Annotated in this window: 14 protein-coding genes; 3 read left to right on the top strand and 11 right to left on the bottom strand. The window is 65.1% G+C overall.

The features are described from left to right. Together cadA and ccoS are read left to right on the top strand one after the other, a co-directional pair. On the top strand, positions 1 to 2,199 hold the full coding sequence (gene cadA, locus KF887_01220) for a cadmium-translocating P-type ATPase (protein QYK41796.1): 2,199 nt from the start codon (positions 1 to 3) through the stop codon (positions 2,197 to 2,199). After that, entirely contained in the window at positions 2,199 to 2,357 is a 159-nt protein-coding gene (gene ccoS, locus KF887_01215) for a cbb3-type cytochrome oxidase assembly protein CcoS (protein QYK41795.1), read from the top strand. Before cadA ends, ccoS begins: the two co-directional genes overlap by 1 nt. A 3-nt stretch (positions 2,358 to 2,360) precedes the next feature. On the opposite strand, the gene KF887_01210 is transcribed toward ccoS, so the two are convergent. The 9 genes from KF887_01210 to KF887_01170 all read right to left on the bottom strand — a co-directional run bounded on the left by KF887_01210 (position 2,361) and on the right by KF887_01170 (position 12,833). Further along, the gene (locus tag KF887_01210; GenBank protein QYK41794.1) at positions 2,361 to 4,697 is read right to left on the bottom strand and encodes an aldehyde dehydrogenase family protein; all 2,337 of its coding nucleotides are present in this window, start codon (positions 4,695 to 4,697) and stop codon (positions 2,361 to 2,363) included. An 81-nt stretch (positions 4,698 to 4,778) separates the two neighbouring features. Next, the gene (deoC, locus tag KF887_01205; protein ID QYK41793.1) at positions 4,779 to 5,774 is read right to left on the bottom strand and encodes a deoxyribose-phosphate aldolase; all 996 of its coding nucleotides are present in this window, start codon (positions 5,772 to 5,774) and stop codon (positions 4,779 to 4,781) included. A gap of 98 nt (positions 5,775 to 5,872) precedes the next feature. After that, positions 5,873 to 6,265, bottom strand: a complete 393-nt coding sequence (locus KF887_01200) for a Na+/H+ antiporter subunit G (protein ID QYK41792.1) — start codon at positions 6,263 to 6,265, stop codon at positions 5,873 to 5,875. 10 nt (positions 6,266 to 6,275) lie between these two features. Continuing rightward, complete coding sequence (locus KF887_01195; GenBank protein ID QYK41791.1) at positions 6,276 to 6,551, bottom strand: K+/H+ antiporter subunit F; 276 nt, start codon at positions 6,549 to 6,551, stop codon at positions 6,276 to 6,278. Next, entirely contained in the window at positions 6,548 to 7,039 is a 492-nt protein-coding gene (locus KF887_01190; GenBank protein QYK41790.1) for a Na+/H+ antiporter subunit E, read from the bottom strand. The genes KF887_01195 and KF887_01190 overlap by 4 nt, the downstream gene beginning before the upstream one ends. Before the next feature lies 1 nt (position 7,040). Further along, a complete protein-coding gene (locus KF887_01185; GenBank protein QYK41789.1) occupies positions 7,041 to 8,555 on the bottom strand; it encodes a monovalent cation/H+ antiporter subunit D in 1,515 nt (504 codons plus the stop codon). Continuing rightward, positions 8,552 to 8,905 (bottom strand): Na+/H+ antiporter subunit C, encoded by a 354-nt coding sequence (locus KF887_01180; GenBank protein QYK41788.1) that lies wholly within the window; start codon positions 8,903 to 8,905, stop codon positions 8,552 to 8,554. Before KF887_01180 ends, KF887_01185 begins: the two co-directional genes overlap by 4 nt. A gap of 1 nt (position 8,906) precedes the next feature. Beyond that, positions 8,907 to 11,756 carry a monovalent cation/H+ antiporter subunit A gene (locus KF887_01175; protein ID QYK41787.1) on the bottom strand — a complete coding sequence of 950 codons (2,850 nt, stop codon included), beginning with the start codon at positions 11,754 to 11,756 and terminating at the stop codon, positions 8,907 to 8,909. 156 nt (positions 11,757 to 11,912) lie between these two features. Then, positions 11,913 to 12,833 (bottom strand): DMT family transporter, encoded by a 921-nt coding sequence (locus tag KF887_01170; protein QYK41786.1) that lies wholly within the window; start codon positions 12,831 to 12,833, stop codon positions 11,913 to 11,915. Between the two features lie 336 nt (positions 12,834 to 13,169). Here KF887_01170 and ade point away from each other — a divergent pair, with 336 nt between their 5' ends. After that, positions 13,170 to 14,873 (top strand): adenine deaminase, encoded by a 1,704-nt coding sequence (gene ade / locus KF887_01165; protein ID QYK41785.1) that lies wholly within the window; start codon positions 13,170 to 13,172, stop codon positions 14,871 to 14,873. Between the two features lie 4 nt (positions 14,874 to 14,877). On the opposite strand, the gene KF887_01160 is transcribed toward ade, so the two are convergent. Together KF887_01160 and dapE are read right to left on the bottom strand one after the other, a co-directional pair. Continuing rightward, entirely contained in the window at positions 14,878 to 15,300 is a 423-nt protein-coding gene (locus tag KF887_01160) for a GNAT family N-acetyltransferase (protein QYK41784.1), read from the bottom strand. Next, entirely contained in the window at positions 15,297 to 16,445 is a 1,149-nt protein-coding gene (gene dapE / locus KF887_01155) for a succinyl-diaminopimelate desuccinylase (protein QYK41783.1), read from the bottom strand. The genes KF887_01160 and dapE overlap by 4 nt, the downstream gene beginning before the upstream one ends. Positions 16,446 to 16,749 lie beyond the last annotated feature (304 nt).

Here is a 16,749-nt window from a genome sequence, read left to right as displayed (position 1 = left end):
ATGACGCTGGCAGAAGACATCGGCGTAGGCGGCGGTCTCAGTGCCTGCCCGGCCTGTGCGGCTTCGCCGCTGGCCGAACGGCAGGCACACGCCTACGCTGCGGCGGGCCGCATGGTTTTCTCTCTGCCGGCCGTGCACTGCGCAGCCTGCATCCAGACGCTGGAACCCGGTCTTGAGGCGCTGCCCGGTATCCGATCGGCCCGCGTGAACCTGAGCATGAAGCGGGTCAGCGTCGACGCCGACGCAGGTGTGACCCCTGCCTCGCTGATCGCGGCGATCGCTGACCTCGGGTACGAGGCGCATGAGCTTGACGCGGGGCTGCTGAGCGCCACCGAGACCGACCGTCAGGGTCGCGATCTGCTGATGCGCATGGGCGTGGCATTCTTCGCCATGATGAACGTCATGCTGCTGTCCGTCGCGGTCTGGTCCGGGGCCGAGGACGCGACCCGCGACATGTTCCACTGGATATCCGCCGCCATCGCGCTGCCGACGGTCGTCTTTGCAGGCCAGCCGTTCTTTCGTTCGGCATGGGCTTCGCTGAAGGTCTGGCGGCTTGGCATGGATGTGCCGATATCGCTCGCAATCATCCTTGCCTCGTCGATCTCGCTCTACGAGACCATCCACTCTGGCCACCACGCCTATTTCGACGCTGCGGTGATGCTGACGTTCTTTCTGCTGGGCGGGCGGTATCTCGATCACCGCACCCGCGCCGTGGCCCGGTCGGCGGCGGAGGAACTCGCGGCGCTTGAGGTGCCGCGCGCCATGATGCTGCGTGACGGGTCGGAGGTTGAGACACCTGTGGCGGAGCTTTCGATAGGCGATCTGATCAGGGTGCGACCCGGCGGCAGGATGCCGGTGGACGGTGTTGTCGAAGGCGGCACGTCCGAGCTGGACCGCTCGCTCCTGACCGGCGAAAGCCTTCCCGCATTTGCCGGGCCCGGCATGGCTGTGGCAGCGGGAGAGGTGAACCTGACCGGACCGCTGGTTGTGCGTGTCGTGGCGGCAGGTCGTGACAGTTCGCTGCATCGCATGGCCGATCTTGTGGCGGTGGCCGAGGCCGCCCGCACGCGATACACCTCGCTTGCCGAACGCGCGGCGCGGGCCTATTCGCCGCTGGTGCATCTGGTCAGCTTCTCGGCATTCGGCGCGTGGCTGTGGCTGACCGGGGGTGATGTGCGCATTGCCGTGAACATCTCGGCAGCCGTCCTGATCATTACCTGCCCCTGTGCCCTTGGGTTGGCAGTGCCCGCCGTGATCACGGCGGCTTCCGGCAAGCTGTTCCGCAAGGGCCTGCTCATCAAGCATGGCACGGCGCTTGAGCGGCTTGCCGAGGTCGATACCGTGGTGTTCGACAAGACCGGAACGCTGACCATGGGCGCGCCCGAACCGCTGGGCCTGTCGGATCTGCCGCAGCAAGAGCTTGCAATCGCCGCCGCGCTGGCCGCGGGGTCATCGCATCCGCTTGCCGTGGCGCTTGCCGCGGCGGCCCGTCGGGCCGGCGTGCCGCCGGTGACCGTGGCGGACCTGCGCGAGGTTCCCGGCCACGGGATCGAGGGGGTATGGGCCGGACGGAGGGTTCGGCTTGGCCGTGCCGAGTGGTGCGGGGGCACCCCCATCGGCGTGACTGCGACCTACCTTTGCCTTGGTGACCGGACACCGCACGCAATCGCGTTTGCGGATCGCCTGCGCCCGGGCGCCGAGGCCGTCGTGGCCGGGTTGCTGAAGCAGGGCATGCGTGTGGTGCTGCTTTCGGGCGATGCATCGGGGCCTGTCGCCGATCTCGCCGAACGACTGGGCATTCGCGAGTGGCACGCGGGCATCCTGCCGGCCGAGAAAGCAGCGTTTGTCGCCGCGTTGCGCGATGCCGGGGCACGGGTGCTGATGGTGGGCGATGGTCTGAACGACACGGGCGCGCTTGCACTCGCCCATGTCTCGATTTCGCCCGCCTCGGCGCTCGACGCGGCACGGACCGCGTCGGACATCGTACTTCTTGGCCGCGATCTGGCGCCGATCTCTGACGCGCTGCGCATCGCGCGCCAATCGGTTCGTCGCATCCGCGAAAACTTTGCGCTCTCGGCAGCCTATAACGTGGTCGCGGTGCCGGTGGCTCTGATCGGGCTGGCGACGCCGCTGCTGGCAGCCCTTGCGATGTCGTTGTCGTCCATCACCGTCTCGCTGAACGCGCTGAGGCTGCGCTGATGGAGATTCTCACGATCCTGATCCCCGTGTCACTCTTCCTGGGCGGAGTGGGGCTCGCCGCGTTCTTCTGGGCCCTGCGCAAGGGCCAGTTCGATGATCCTGACGGCAACGCGCACCGGATCCTGCGGACGGACTACGACGACAAACCCAAACAGTAACACCTATTCACCGTAGGGCACCCACACCGTCTTGACGGCCGTCGCCTGCCGCAATGCAATACGGGGGTCGAGGGCGGCCCAGTCCGTTGACCGACCGTTGTTGACCCAGGTTCGCTTCAGGTTGCCGGCGGCATGCCGTTCGACCGTGCCTGACAGGTCCGTCGACGAAAAGCACCAGACCGCGTCGACATCGAGGTGCCGCGCCAGCGTATCGGCGAGCTCAGAATGCCGTCCCGTGATGATGTTCACAACGCCCGGCGGCACATCCGAGGTTTCAAGGACCTGATAGAGGTCCGTCGCCGCCAGTGGGAACGGTTCCGATGGCACGGCCACCACGGTATTGCCCATCGCGATCGCGGGCGCGACCAGAGCCACCAGTCCCAGCAGCGGCGCATCGTCGGGCGCGACAATGCCGATGACGCCCGCCGGTTCGTTCAGGGCAAGCGCCATGCCGCGCATGGGCACTGCGCGGGCTGCACCATCGAACTTGTCGGCAAGGGCTGCAAATGTGAACAGGTGTTCGATAGCGGCGTCCACCTCGGCCCTTCCCTGTCGTCCCGTCAGATCCGACAGGCGCGCTGCAAACTCGTCGGCCCGGGCAGAGAGGTTCTCGGCGATGTAGTACAGCACCTGCGCACGATTCCAGGCTGTGGCTCTGGCCCAACCCTTGGCCGCCTGTGCGGCCTCGACAGCGTTCCGGATGTCCTTGCGGTTGCCAATGCCTGCGTGACCCAGAAGCCTGCCGCGCGGCGACCAGATCGCACGTGAATGTCCGCCATCAGGCCGGACCTGCTTTCCCCCGACGAACAGCTTTGCGGTGCGATCCATCGTGGGTGTCTGCGGGTCACGCGGTTCGGGTGCGGCGGCCAGGGGCTTCAACGGCTTTGTACTGGCGCCGGGGCGCAGGTACGCGAGCATGCCTTCCCATCCGCCCTCGCGGCCGAAACCCGACTCCTTCACCCCGCCGAACCCGGCAGCGGCATCAAACAGGTTTGTCGCATTGATCCAGACGACGCCCGCCCGAAGTTTGGGCGCCATGTCGAGTGCGAGGTTCACGTTCTCGGTCCAGATGCTGGCGGCAAGGCCATAGCGTGTGTTGTTGGCCATCGCCACCGCCTCTTCCGGAGTGCGGAAGGTCGAGGATACCAGCACCGGGCCGAATATCTCTTCCTGCATCAGCGGATTGGCAGGCGACAGGCCGGAGATCAGCGTTGGCGGATAGTAGCATCCCGTCGGTGGCAGCGTGCCGGTGGCCCGATGGGTCTCACCTTCCGAATTGGCATCGACCATCGCTGCGATGCGCGCCCGCTGTTCGAGGTGAACAACCGCGCCGACGTCGATGCACTTGTCCAGCGGATCGCCGATGCGCAGGCCGTCCATGCGGCGTCTCAGCTTGAGGTGGAAACGTTCCGCGACCCCTTCCTGAACCAGAAGGCGCGAACCCGCGCAGCAGACCTGGCCGCCGTTGAACCAGATCGCGTCCACCAGTCCCTCGACTGCCGAGTCGAGATCGGCGTCATCGAAAACGATGTAGGGCGACTTGCCACCCAGTTCGAGCGTGAGGGCCTTGCCTGTTCCGGCTGTAGCCGCGCGGATCAGGCGCCCGACATCGGTCGAGCCCGTAAAGGCGACCTTGTCCACCGGCGCGTTGACCAGTTCCGCACCCGTCGCGCCGTCACCCGTGACGATGTTCAGCACACCCTTCGGCAACCCGGCCTCTCGGCTCATTTCGGCGAACAGAAGGGCCGTCAGCGGTGTCCACTCAGCAGGCTTCAGGACGACTGTGTTGCCGGCGGCTAATGCGGGCGCGACCTTCCAGGCCAGCATCAGAAGCGGAAAGTTCCAGGGTATCACAGCCGCGCAGACACCATGCGGCGCCATGCCCCGGAAAGCGTCCGGCAGAAGCTGCGCCATGCCTGCGTGGTATCCGAAATGCCGTGCGACAAGCGGCACGTCGATGTCGCGGCTTTCGCGGATGGGCTTGCCGTTGTCCAGCGTTTCCAGAACGGCAAGAAGGCGGCTGTGCTTCTGCACCAGCCGACCCAGGGCGTACAGATATCTTGCACGGGCATGCGGAGCGAGACGCGCCCATTTCGGCTGGGCGCGGCGGGCTGCCGCCACTGCGCGGCCGACATCGTCAACGGTGCCCTGCGTCACCTCGGCAAGGTCGGTTCCCGTCGCAGGGTTCCGGGTGGCGAAGGTGTCGCCCGGTGCCGTGAACGCGCCATCGATCCAGTGGCCGAAACGGCGGCCATGACGGTCCAGCCAGGCCATTGCCTCGGTCGCGCCTTCGGGGGCGGGACCGTAGGCCAGGCTGTCGAAGATGTCGCGGATCGTCATGTCGGCCCCGTCTCGCTGTCATGTCTTGGCTGAGAACTCTTGCGCGGTCCGGCAACCTCCGAAGTCGGCCCGGGTCGGACGCTACCCCATCGCATGGCGGTGCGCTGCCGAATAGGTTCCCGTCAGGTGATGTTCCAGTTGACGTTCGATGTCGCCCAGAAGGCTGGATGCGCCGAAGCGGAACAAGTCGGGCTGGCACCATGGCAGGCCCAGTTCATCACGCATCAGTGAAAGGTAAAGAAGTGCGTCCTTTGCCTTGGCTATGCCGCCTGCAGGTTTGTATCCCACCTTCATGCCGGTCCTGTCCTGATAGTCGCGGATCGCGCGGATCATTGTCAGGCTGACCGGCAACGTGGCATTCACCGCTTCCTTGCCGGTTGATGTCTTGATGAAATCGGCGCCCCCCATCATGCACACCAGGCTGGCGCGGGCCACATTGCGCAGCGTGCCAAGCTCACCTGTTGCCAGGATCGCCTTTACATGCGCGGACCCGCAGGCCTCACGCATTTCACGCATCTCGTCGTAGAGAGCATGCCAGTTCTGTGTCAGCACATGGCGGCGCGAGATCACGATGTCGATCTCTCGGGCGCCCGCCTTCACGCTCTCGCCGATCTCGGCGAGCCGCAGACGATAGGGGGACAACCCGGCCGGAAAACCCGTCGAGACCGCGGCCACCGGGATTGCCGTCCCTTCCAGGGCACGGACAGCGGTCTCGACCATGTCATGATAGACGCAGACGGCGCCGACGGTCAGGCCCGCCAGGCCAAGCCGGTCAAGCATGCCGGGCGATACCGGTTGGCGTGCCTTTGCACACAGCCGACGTACCCGGCCCGGCGTGTCGTCCCCCGACAGCGTCGTCAGGTCGATCAGGCTGATTGCCTTGAGCAACCATGCCGCCTGCCACTCCTTCTTGACCGAGCGGCGGCCGGGCAGCGTTGCAGTGCGGCGCTCGATGGCCGAAGTGTTCGCCTGAACCGTCGCCACCCAGTCGAGATCAAGCTCCATGCCCGGGTTTCGGGCATGATGGTGCGCAGAAACCTGAGGCAGGTGTGTGCGTGAAACGGTTTCGGTCTGCATGGCCTGCCCCTGCGGGGATGGGGATGGCCGTGAAGTTCGCACGGGCTGCGCCATTCGCGCAAGGGCGGCGTAGCAAGATTTTTGACCTTACGGTCAAATCAGCGCGGCGCTTCCTTGCCGTCGTCCACGGCAGACGCCGCCTCGGGGTCGAAGGTGGCCCAGGAACGTCCGGTGCCTGTTGGGGGCAGCTGATCCTCCATCTTCGTGCGATGGATCTGGGCCTTGGCGATCAGGTTCGCGGTGATCGGTGCGGTCAGGAACAGGAACATCGTGATCATCAGCTCGTGCCACGACACCTTGCCCTCGGCCGCCCAGAAATAGGCCATCGAAGCGATCAGCACGCCGCCCACCCCCAGCGTGGTTGCCTTTGTCGGAGCATGCAGGCGCGTCATCGTGTCGGGCAGCTTGATGAGCCCGAATGAGCCCACAAGGCCAAAGACGCCCGCTGCCACCAGCAGCGCCGCGATCGCGTATTCCCAGGCCGGATTCATCTCTGCGCCCTCACTCGATGATGTCGCCGCGCAGGATGAACTTCGCATAGGCCACGGTAGAAACGAAGCCCGTCATGGCGAACAGCATCGCAGCCTCGAAATACACGCCCGACCCGGCAGAGATGCCGTAGAGGATGATCAGCGCGATCACGTTGATCACCATCGTGTCGAGCGCAAGAATGCGGTCCGGCACGCCCGGTGCGCGAAAGATGCGCCACAGGTTCATCAACAGGCCAAGACCGAAGCAGGCAAAGGAAAACGTCAGCGCGGCGCCCATGACCGTCATTCGAAGATCCTCTTCAGCCGTGTCTCATAGCGGTCCTTGATCCCGTCCCGGACCGAGTCCGGATCAGGGGCGTGCAGGCAGTGCACCAGAAGCGCCCGCCCGCAGCCCGACATGTCGGCGGTCACGGTGCCAGGTGTCATGGTAATGGTGCCCGCAAGAACCGTGATGGCCTCGGGGGTGCGCAGGTCCAGCGGGATTGTGACCCATGCCGGCTGCAGGCGGCCGTTCGGCTTGAACAGCACGATCCGCGCGACCACGACGTTCGACACCACGATGTCCCAAAGCACGATCATGACGTAGTCGATGATCGCCGGGATGTTCCGCAGGCGTGGTGCGTTCGGCCAGTAGGGCGAGGTCAGCAGCGGAATCACGATGCCGAGTATGACAGCAAAGACAAGGCTGCCCAGCTTGGTGCCATTCACCAGGAGCATCCAGGTGATAATCAGCAGGACCGTCAGATAGGGATGCGGGAACAGGCGTTTCAGCATATCAACCCCCCTCTGCCGCGCGTGCCAAGACCGCTTCGATGTAGGCCGCGCGATCATACAGTTCGGCTGCCGTGGCGTTCAGGAAAATGTCAATCTGTCCGGCAAGCACGGTCATCAGAACGAGGCACGCCAGCAGCGCGAAGATGCAGGTGACGGCCAGGCCCTCCGTCGGGTGGTCGACATGATCGGCCGGGCTCGCATGGGCCTTCCAGAACACCGTCGAACCGGTCCGACCGAAACCCATGATGGTGATGAGCGAGGTGACCAGGATCACAGACCAGATCACGACCATCCCGCTTGCCCGCGTGGCGTCCATCACCAGAAGCTTGCCCAGGAAGCCTGACAGTGGCGGCATCCCCGCCATCGCGATCGCGGCGGCAAAGAACAGTGCCGCCAAGAGCCCGTTCTGCGGAATCGGGGGCAGCGCGGTGACTGACTGGTCCGTGCCGCGGCGCGAGATCACCATGTCCACAATCAGGAACAGCGCCGCGCCTGCCAGGGTGGAATGGATCAGGTAATACAGCGCCGCCGCCGTGCCCTGAGGTGTAAAGGTGGCCACCGCGATGAACAGCGTGCCCATCGAGGCGACAGCGGCAAACGCAGCCTGCCGGGCAAGGCCCGTGGCACCGATCACACCGATCGCGCCAATGGCAAGGGTGATCAGGGCGGCGGGCATCAGCAGGTCGGCGAACAGCGTGCCGGTTGCAGGTGTGTCGGGCGGGAACGCCAGCGTGTACATGCGGATGATCGCATAGGCGCCGACCTTGGTCATGATGGCGAAAAGCGCGGCCACCGGCCCCGGCGCGTTGGCATAGGTGCCAGGCAGCCAGAACTGCAGCGGGACAAGTGCGCCCTTGATGGCGAAAACGAGGATCAGAAGGATCGCCGCAACGCGCAGCAGCGCCGTGTCGCCTTCGGGCAGGGCCGCCACCTTGACGGCAATGTCGGCCATGTTCAGCGTACCGGTCACCGCATAGACCGAACCGAGAGCGAACAGGAACAGCGTCGAGCCAACCAGATTGTAGCCGATATACTGCACCCCCGCCCGCAAGCGGTCACGCCCGCCGCCATGGATCATCAGCCCGTAGCTGGCGATGAGCAGCACCTCGAAGAACACGAACAGGTTGAAGGCGTCACCAGTCAGGAAGGCGCCGCAGATCCCCATCAGCTGAAACTGCCACAGCGAGTGGAAATGCCGCCCCCGCGCGTCCCATCCGGTGCCGATGGCATAAAGCTGCACGATCAGCGCCAGGACAGCCGTCAGGGCAACCATCACCGCCGACAGGCGGTCCAGCACCAGGACGATGCCGAAGGGGGCAGGCCAGTCGCCCAGGAAATAGACCATCGGGGGATTGTGCGATGCCATCCACAGCAGCCCGCCGGAGATCAGCACGAGCGCCACGGTTGCCGCTACCGAGAACACACGTTGCAGCAACAGGTCATGCCGCATCGCCAGCACGATCAGCGGTGCCACCATTGCGGGCAGTACCACGGGCGCAATGATCCAGTGGTTCATTTGCCGGCCTCCGGTCCATCGGTGCCGGTTTCGTCCATATCCACCCGGTCGTCGCCCTTTTCGAGGAAAGCCCCGAGCGCCATCATCACGATCACGGCAGTCATCCCGAACGAGATCACGATGGCCGTCAGGACCAGTGCCTGCGGCAGCGGGTCGGTGTATCCCGGTGCTGCATAGTCGATGACAGGGGGCAAGTTGATCGCAAGCCTGCCGGTTATGAACAGGAACACGTTGACCGCATAGGTCAGCATGGCCAGCCCGACGATCACCGGAAAGGTGCGTTTGCGGAGGATCAGATAGACACCCGACGCGGTCATGATGCCGATGGCGGAGGCGATCAGTGCTTCCATGTCAGACCTCTGCCTTCCGCCCCGCCGAGGGGTCGATCTCGAAGGGCTTCACGTTCACCGTTTCGCCCGCGCGTATGGCCAGGCGCGAAAGCGAGGCAAGAGCCAGCATCACCGCCCCGACGACGCAGAGGAACACGCCGGTGTCAAAGATCATCGCCGTTGCAAGCTCGAACTCTTCCAGCGGCGGCAGGTTCACGTAGCCGAATGCCGAGGTGAGGAAGGGTGTGCCGGAGAACCACGCGCCGATCCCGCATGCCCCGGCCGTCAGCACCCCGGCACCGATCACCGCATGATAGTCGATGCGCTGGCGCGCCTGTGTCCAGGCAAAGCCGCTCGCCATGTACTGCATGACAAGCGCGATCGAAACGACAAGCCCGGCGATGAACCCGCCGCCCGGCTGGTTATGGCCGCGCAGGAAGATGTAGACGCCAACCATCAGCGCGATCGGCAGCATCAGTCGTGTGGCAACCACCATCATCAGCGGGTGGCGGTCGCCCGCGCGCCTTTGGTCCGGCACCCAGGCCAGCAGCCGGTCGTTCGCCGGCCCCGGGCGCAGCAGCGTCTCTGTCAGCGCGAATATCCCGAGTGCCGCGATCCCCAGCACGATGATCTCGCCAAAGGTGTCGTAGCCGCGGAAGTCGACAAGGATCACGTTCACCACGTTGGTGCCGCCACCGCCAGGCTTGGAGTTCGCCAGATGGTAGTCCGAGATTGTCGGGAAGGCGAAGTCGCGCGTCATCAGCGCATAGGCAAGTGCCGCCACCGCCACGCCCGCGACGGTCGCGATGCCGCCGTCACGCAGGCGTCGTGCCTGCGAGCTTTCGACCGGTGTGTGCTTGGGCAGGAAGTTCAGCGCCAGCAGCAGCAGGACGATGGTCGCGACCTCGACCGTTATCTGCGTCAGCGCCAGGTCGGGGGCGGAGAAATAGGCAAAGCCCACCGATACCATGAGGCCCACGACACCGACGAGAACCAGTGTAAGCAGCCGGTTGCGATGGAATGCGAACAGTGCCAGCGACGTGCCCGTCAGAAGGGCCCAGCCTACCGCGGTCACCGCTGGCACCGGTGTCATCGTCCGCGTGCCGGGCAGGTGCGGCGCTCCGAGAAAGGCAAATGCACCCGCCGCCACGATTGCGATCGTGGCGATGGCCAGATACTTGGTCAGCCGCCCGTCATGCAGTGCATCCGTCGTCTGGCGCGACAGGGTTGCAAGCGGCTCGACGACGGCATCGAAGATGGCCTTGGCCTCGGGCCGCGGGGTGCGGTTCCACAGGTCGGCAAGCGGCCGGTGCAGTCCAAGGATCATCAGGCCCGCCCCGACAGCAAAGATCGACAGGAACAGGGCCGGCACGAGCCCGTGCCAGTGATAGATCTTCACAGCGATGTCCTCGCCAGTCACGGCTCCGGCGACGACCTTCACAAGGTCGCCGGTCATGGTCATCGGGAAAAGGCCAATCAGAACCACCAGAACCGCAAGCAGCGCGGGCGCCGCCCACATTCCGAAGCCCGGATCATGCGGGTGGTGGGGATAGTCATCGCGTTGCGGCCCGAGGAACACATGCGCAATCAGTCGGAAGCTGTAGGCGACCGAGAACATTGCACCGACGGTAGCGAGTGCAGGCAACAGCCAGGGCGAGTTCCACCAAAGCGTGTGGACGGTTTCCTCGAGCATCATTTCCTTGGACAGGAAGCCGTTGAGCGGCGGGATACCTGCCATTGAAAGTGCCGCGATGCAGACGATCGTGAAGGTGATGGGCATCAGGCCGCGCAGGCCGCCGAGGCGCCTGATGTCTCGGGTATGTGCCTCGTGGTCGACGATGCCCGCGGACATGAAGAGCGCGGCCTTGAATGTTGCATGGTTGATGATGTGGAACACGGCAACCACCGCCGCCTCGGGCGTGCCCAGACCCAGCAGCATGGTGATCAGTCCAAGATGGCTGACCGTCGAGAATGCGAGCAGCGCCTTCAGGTCGTCCTTGAAGATGGCGATCTTGGCACCCAGCACCATGGTGATCAGCCCGGCCGTCGAAACGATCAGGAACCATGCCTCGGTCCCCGCCAGAACCGGCCACATCCGCGCCATCAGGAACAGGCCGGCTTTCACCATCGTGGCCGAATGCAGGTAGGCCGACACGGGTGTGGGCGCGGCCATGGCGTGCGGCAGCCAGAAATGGAACGGGAACTGTGCCGATTTGGTGAAGCACCCCAGCAGGATCAGGATGAGCGCGGGCAGATACCATTCCGACGCCTGAATAAGCTCCTTCTGCGTCAGGATCACCGACAGGTCGTAAGACCCTGCGATGTTTCCCAGGATCAGCATGCCGGCAATCATCGCAAGTCCGCCCGACCCCGTCACGGTAAGTGCCATGCGCGCGCCCTGTCGACCTTCGGGCAGGTGCTTCCAGTAGCCGATCAACAGGAACGACGACAGCGAGGTCAGTTCCCAGAAGATCAGCAGCAAAAGGATGTTGTCGGACAGGACGATGCCGACCATCGCGCCCTGGAACAGCATGAGATAGGTGTAGAACTGCCCCATCGGGTCGGATTTCGACAGGTAGAAGCGGGCATAGAGGATGATCAGAAGGCCAATCCCCAGGATCAGCCCCGCGAACAGCAGGCCAAGCCCATCGAGAAAGAAGTTGGCGTTCAGACCCAGCCCGGGCAGCCATTCTGCCCGCCACTGGATCACCTCGCCGCGAAATATCGCCGGTGCATTCAGACCCAGCAGGATCAATGCGAGCGTCGTGGCCGATCCGGCAGCGATTGCGCAGGCGTTGCGCCCGGCGCGGATCATGAGGCCGGGCAGAAGCGCCCCGATGAAGGGCAGTGCCGCGATCAGGGCAAGGGACATCGGCAAACCGCTCTCTCGCTATCCGTCAGATAAAGTCAGGCGGCCCGTCATTATGCGGGCCGCCATGCGCCCTTTACCTGTAAGACGGGCAGCGGTCTGTCAAGGCAAGGTCGGGTCGATTGCGTCCGAAAGGCGCAGGCAGCGGGGGCAGGCGGCCTATTGCGGCGTCATCGCCTTGCGTTGCCGCGCGCGTTCCAGGCCCAGCCGCCGTTCGCGCCAGATGATCAGAACACCTGCGAGGATCACGAGCGCTGCGCCACCGAGCATCGTGCGTGTCGGTACCTCGCCGAAGGCCCAGTAGCCGATGGCGAGCGCGAAGATCATCGAGGCGTAGTCGAAGGGTGCCACGACCGAGGCATCGGCGTACCGGTATGCCGATGTCAGCATGATCTGACCGACGCCACCCATCAGCCCGCAAGTCACCAGGATTGCCGCCTCGGCCGGGGTCGGCCAGACCCAGCCGAAAGGCAGTGTCACCAGGGCCAGACCCGATGCCGTCAGCGAGAACCAGAAGACGATGGCCGATGTCGCCTCGGTCTGCACCAGCTTTCGGATGAAAACCTGTGCAAGCGCCGCAAAGACGGCGCCGCCCAGAACCAGCAGGGCCCCGAAGGCCTCGGTGGCGCGCACGGTTTCGCCCGAGATCAGCGTCAGGCGAGGTGCAAGCACGATCAACACCCCGATCATGCCAAGGATCACCATCGAGATGCGGAAGGTGCGCACGTCCTCGCCCAGGAACATGGCGGCGAATACGACCGTCAGCAGGGGCGCGGCATAGCCCAGTGCCGTGACCTCGGGAAGCGGCAGGAAGGCAAGGCCCGCAAAGCCCAGCCCCATCGCCATCGTACCAACCAGACCGCGCCAGAAATGCGCCAGCGGGTTCACGACGCGGAACCCTGTGGCAAGCTCTCCATGCCACGCGAGCCATGCCACGATCACCGGAATGGCAAAGAAGGAGCGGAAGAACACCGTCTCGCCGGGGGGCACACGGGCGGAAACGGATTTGATCAACGCCGCCATCACGATGAACACGACGACGGCGCCGAGCTTGAGCAGGATGCCACGCAGGGGACGCATAGGCGCTGTGTTCCATATCGCCGCGCCAAGTGCAATTTAAGCTCCGGCCTTCCATGAAGAAATCGCGGCAGAACAGATGTCACTCCGGCAAAGCCCCTGATCCTGCGGGCTTTCCCGGCATGTCTTGTGGTGGAGGCAACGGCATGGCGAGGTCTTCCATCACCCGACCCGGGTCGGGATGTGCCGCGCCGGCGTTCTGGTGCGGACATGTGCAGCGGCACTGGTGGAATCCTCGACCTGCTGGCGAGCAATTTCACTCCTTGAAAGGATCGGATGGGGCTGGCATCGGCGGGCTTTTCCGTCAGGATGCCCGTGTCAACCGCCAGGGGTTCCATCATGACGCTTGCCGCCCCCGTTTCCGAACGCATCGCTCAGGGCCGTGGCGAAACCCCCGCCGATCTGGTGCTGAAGGGCGGCCGGATGTTCGATCTGATCACGGGCGAACTGGTCGAAACCGACGTGGCAATCTGCGGTGACATGATCGTCGGCACCTTCGGCACCTACCGGGGCAGGCGCGAGATCAGTGTAGCGGGCCGCGTCCTGGTACCCGGGTTCATCGACACGCACCTTCACATCGAATCCTCGCTGGTCACACCCTTCGAGTTTGATCGATGCGTCCTGCCGCGCGGCATCACCACCGCGATCTGCGATCCGCACGAGATCGCCAATGTCTGTGGCCTCGCCGGGATTGACTATTTCCTGCGTGCCAGTTCCCGAACGCTCATGGACATCCGGGTGCAGCTGTCCTCATGCGTGCCCTCCACCCATATGGAAACTGCGGGTGCCCGCCTGGAGGCGGCCGATCTTGTGCCATTGATGGACCATCCGCGCGTCATCGGGCTTGCGGAGTTCATGAACTTTCCCGGCGTCCTGATGCGCGACCCCGGCTGCATGGCAAAGCTCGAGGCATTCCATGGCCGCCATGTCGATGGCCATGCGCCGCTGCTGAGCGGGGTCGATCTGAATGGCTATATCGCCGCGGGCATCCGCACCGAGCATGAGGCGACGACCGCGGACGAGGCGATGGAGAAGCTGCGCAAGGGCATGCGCGTGCTGATCCGCGAGGGGTCGGTTTCAAAGGACCTGGCGGCGCTCTGGCCGCTGCTCACCGAGCGGCTGTCGCCCTATCTGTGCCTGTGCACGGATGATCGCAATCCGCTCGACATCGCCGAACATGGTCACCTCGATCACATGATCCGCTGGGCCATCGCACAGGGCGCACCGCCTCTGGCGGTCTATCGCGCGGCCAGCCTGTCGGCGGCCGAGGCCTTTGGCCTCAAGGATCGCGGCCTGATCGCACCCGGAAAGCGCGCGGACATCGCGGTGATCGACAGCCTGGCCGGCTGCCACGCCTCGTTGGTGCTTGCGGGCGGTATTGTTGCGGATGATGCCGCGTTTGCCTTGCGCGAACTGGTCGAGCCGGTCGCCCGCCATTCCGTCAAGGCGCCGCGGGTAACGGCCGGCAGCTTTCGCACGGGGGGCAACCTGCCGGAAACGCCGGTCATCGGCATCGTGCCGGGCAAGATCATCACGCAGCACCTGACCGAGACCATCGACCCGGAGAACGGCGACAAGCGCCCCGATCCCTCCCGCGATCTGATGAAGATCGCGGTCATCGAGCGCCACGGGGTCAACGGCCGCATCGCCACCGGGTTTGTCCGGGGTTTCGGGATGCAGCGGGGGGCCATCGCCTCGACCGTCTGCCATGATCACCACAACATCGCGGTCGTCGGTGCCGACGCCGCCGACATGGCACTGGCCGCAAACCGCCTGGGCCAGATCGAGGGGGGGTTCGTCGTTGCGGCCGGGGGTATGGTCCTTGCGGAACTGGCTTTGCCGGTCGCCGGGCTGATGAGCCTCGATCCGTTCGAGACGGTGCGCGACCGGCTGGTTGCCCTGCGTGCTGCCGCGCGGTCGCTGGGCGTGGTGCTGGATGAACCGTTCCTGCAACTGGCCTTCCTGTGCCTGCCTGTCATCCCGCACCTCAAGATCACCGATCACGGATTGGTCGATGTCGACCGGTTCGAGGTGATCGGCTGACCCGTCAGAGCGCCAGAACCATGTCGATGTGCGGGATGCCCGCATCGAGGTATTCTGCGCCACTGGCGGCGAAACCCAGCCGTTCGTAGAACCCGACGGCGTGGGTCTGCGCCCCCAGTTTCACTCGGGTCGTCCCCGGCCGAGCACGCGCCGCGGTCACCGCCGTCCGGATCAGGGCAGCGCCCAGCCCCGTTCCGCGCATCGGGGCCAGCACGCAGACCCGGCCCACCTTCGCCGTGTCGCCCTGCCACAGGATGCGCGCCGTGCCGACCGCCTGCCCGCCGACGGTGGCCAGCAGATGCGTCGCGTCATCGTCATGGGCATCGATCTCGTCGGCCTCGCTGACGCCCTGTTCCTCGATGAACACCACCCGCCGCAGCGCACGGCATGCGGCGATGTCGCAGGTTTCGGCAATCGAGGCGTTCATGCGAAATAGTCCCGCATTATGCGGCCATAGACCCGCTTGAGCGCATGGATCTGCGCCACCTCTACCCGTTCGTCCACCTGGTGCATGCTCTGCCCGACCAGTCCGAACTCGACCACCGGGCAATGATCCTTGACGAACCGGGCGTCCGATGTGCCGCCCGTTGTGGACGGTTCCGGCGTGACGCCGGTTTCGGCCTGTACGGCCCGTGCCACAAGGGCCGACAATTCGCCAGGCGGGGTCAGAAAGCTTTCGCCCGATACCGAAACGGCCACATCAAGTGCCACGCCCGTTTCGGCCGCAACCACCTGCGCCCGGGCCCGCAGCCAGTCCGACAGGCTCGAGCCAGAGTGCATGTCGTTGAAGCGGATGTTGACCGTGGCGCCGCAGGTCGCCGGAATCACATTCGAGGCAGGGTTTCCGGTGTCGATGGTGGTGACGGCAAGCGTCGACATGTCGAAATGCGGCGTGCCGGTGTCCAGAACTTCTGCCTTGAGGCCGGCAAGAAAGCCCACCATCGCCTCGGCCGCGTTCTTCGCGCGATGCGGATAGGCCGAGTGTCCCTGTATCCCCCGCGCCACGACGCGGGCGGTCAGAGACCCGCGCCGACCGATCTTCATCATCTCGCCAAAGACGTTCGGGCAGGTCGGCTCACCGACCAGGCAATGTGTCATCGTCTCGCCGTTCTCCGCCATCCAGTCCAGCAGGGCGCGGGTGCCGTGCTTTCCCTCGCCTTCCTCGTCGCCCGTGATCGTCAGGATCACCGCGCCGTCGGGTGGCGTTTCCCGCACGAAATCCACCGCAGCCGCGACGAACGCGGCGACGCCCGATTTCATGTCGCAGGCCCCGCGGCCATACATCCAGCCCTCGAAAACCTCTGCACCGAACGGATCATGCGTCCATGCGGCGGCATCGCCGACCGGAACGACATCGGTATGACCATTGAATCCGAATGTGCGGTTCGCGCCCCGCCGCCCCCAGCGGGCAAACAGGTTCGGCACGCCCCCCCGATCCACCCGCGTGCAGAGGAAACCCCCGTTCGAGAGGATGCGCTCCAGCAACTGCAATGCGCCACCCTCTTCCGGGGTGACCGACGGGCACCGGATCAGGTCGGCAGTCAGCGCGGCGGGATCGAGTGGTGGGGACATCGTCGGCTCCGTCTGGGGACTGGGCAGCGATACAGGCGGTCGCCTGTTGCGGCAAGCCGCGCGCCCGCATGATTGCGAGTATCGGGCCGTCCGCCTGGTGACCGGCTGGCAGGACGGTGTTGCCGGTAGGCAACCGGCGCGAACCCTGGTCGCAACTATGGCGGGATTGCGGATGACTTGCGGCGCTTCGTGGATATAGTCGTGCATACAATAACGTCCGTGAGGCCGGACAGACGAGGGGCCAAAGCGCCCCCGCTTCGAGCAGGAAGCATGCGACCCGTCACTTGCGCCATGTCGTTTTGCG

Source organism: Paracoccaceae bacterium (genome assembly GCA_019454225.1).
Lineage (GTDB): Bacteria > Pseudomonadota > Alphaproteobacteria > Rhodobacterales > Rhodobacteraceae.
The sequence above is the reverse complement of the archived record's forward strand: the minus strand, read 5'-3'. Positions and strand labels throughout refer to the sequence as shown.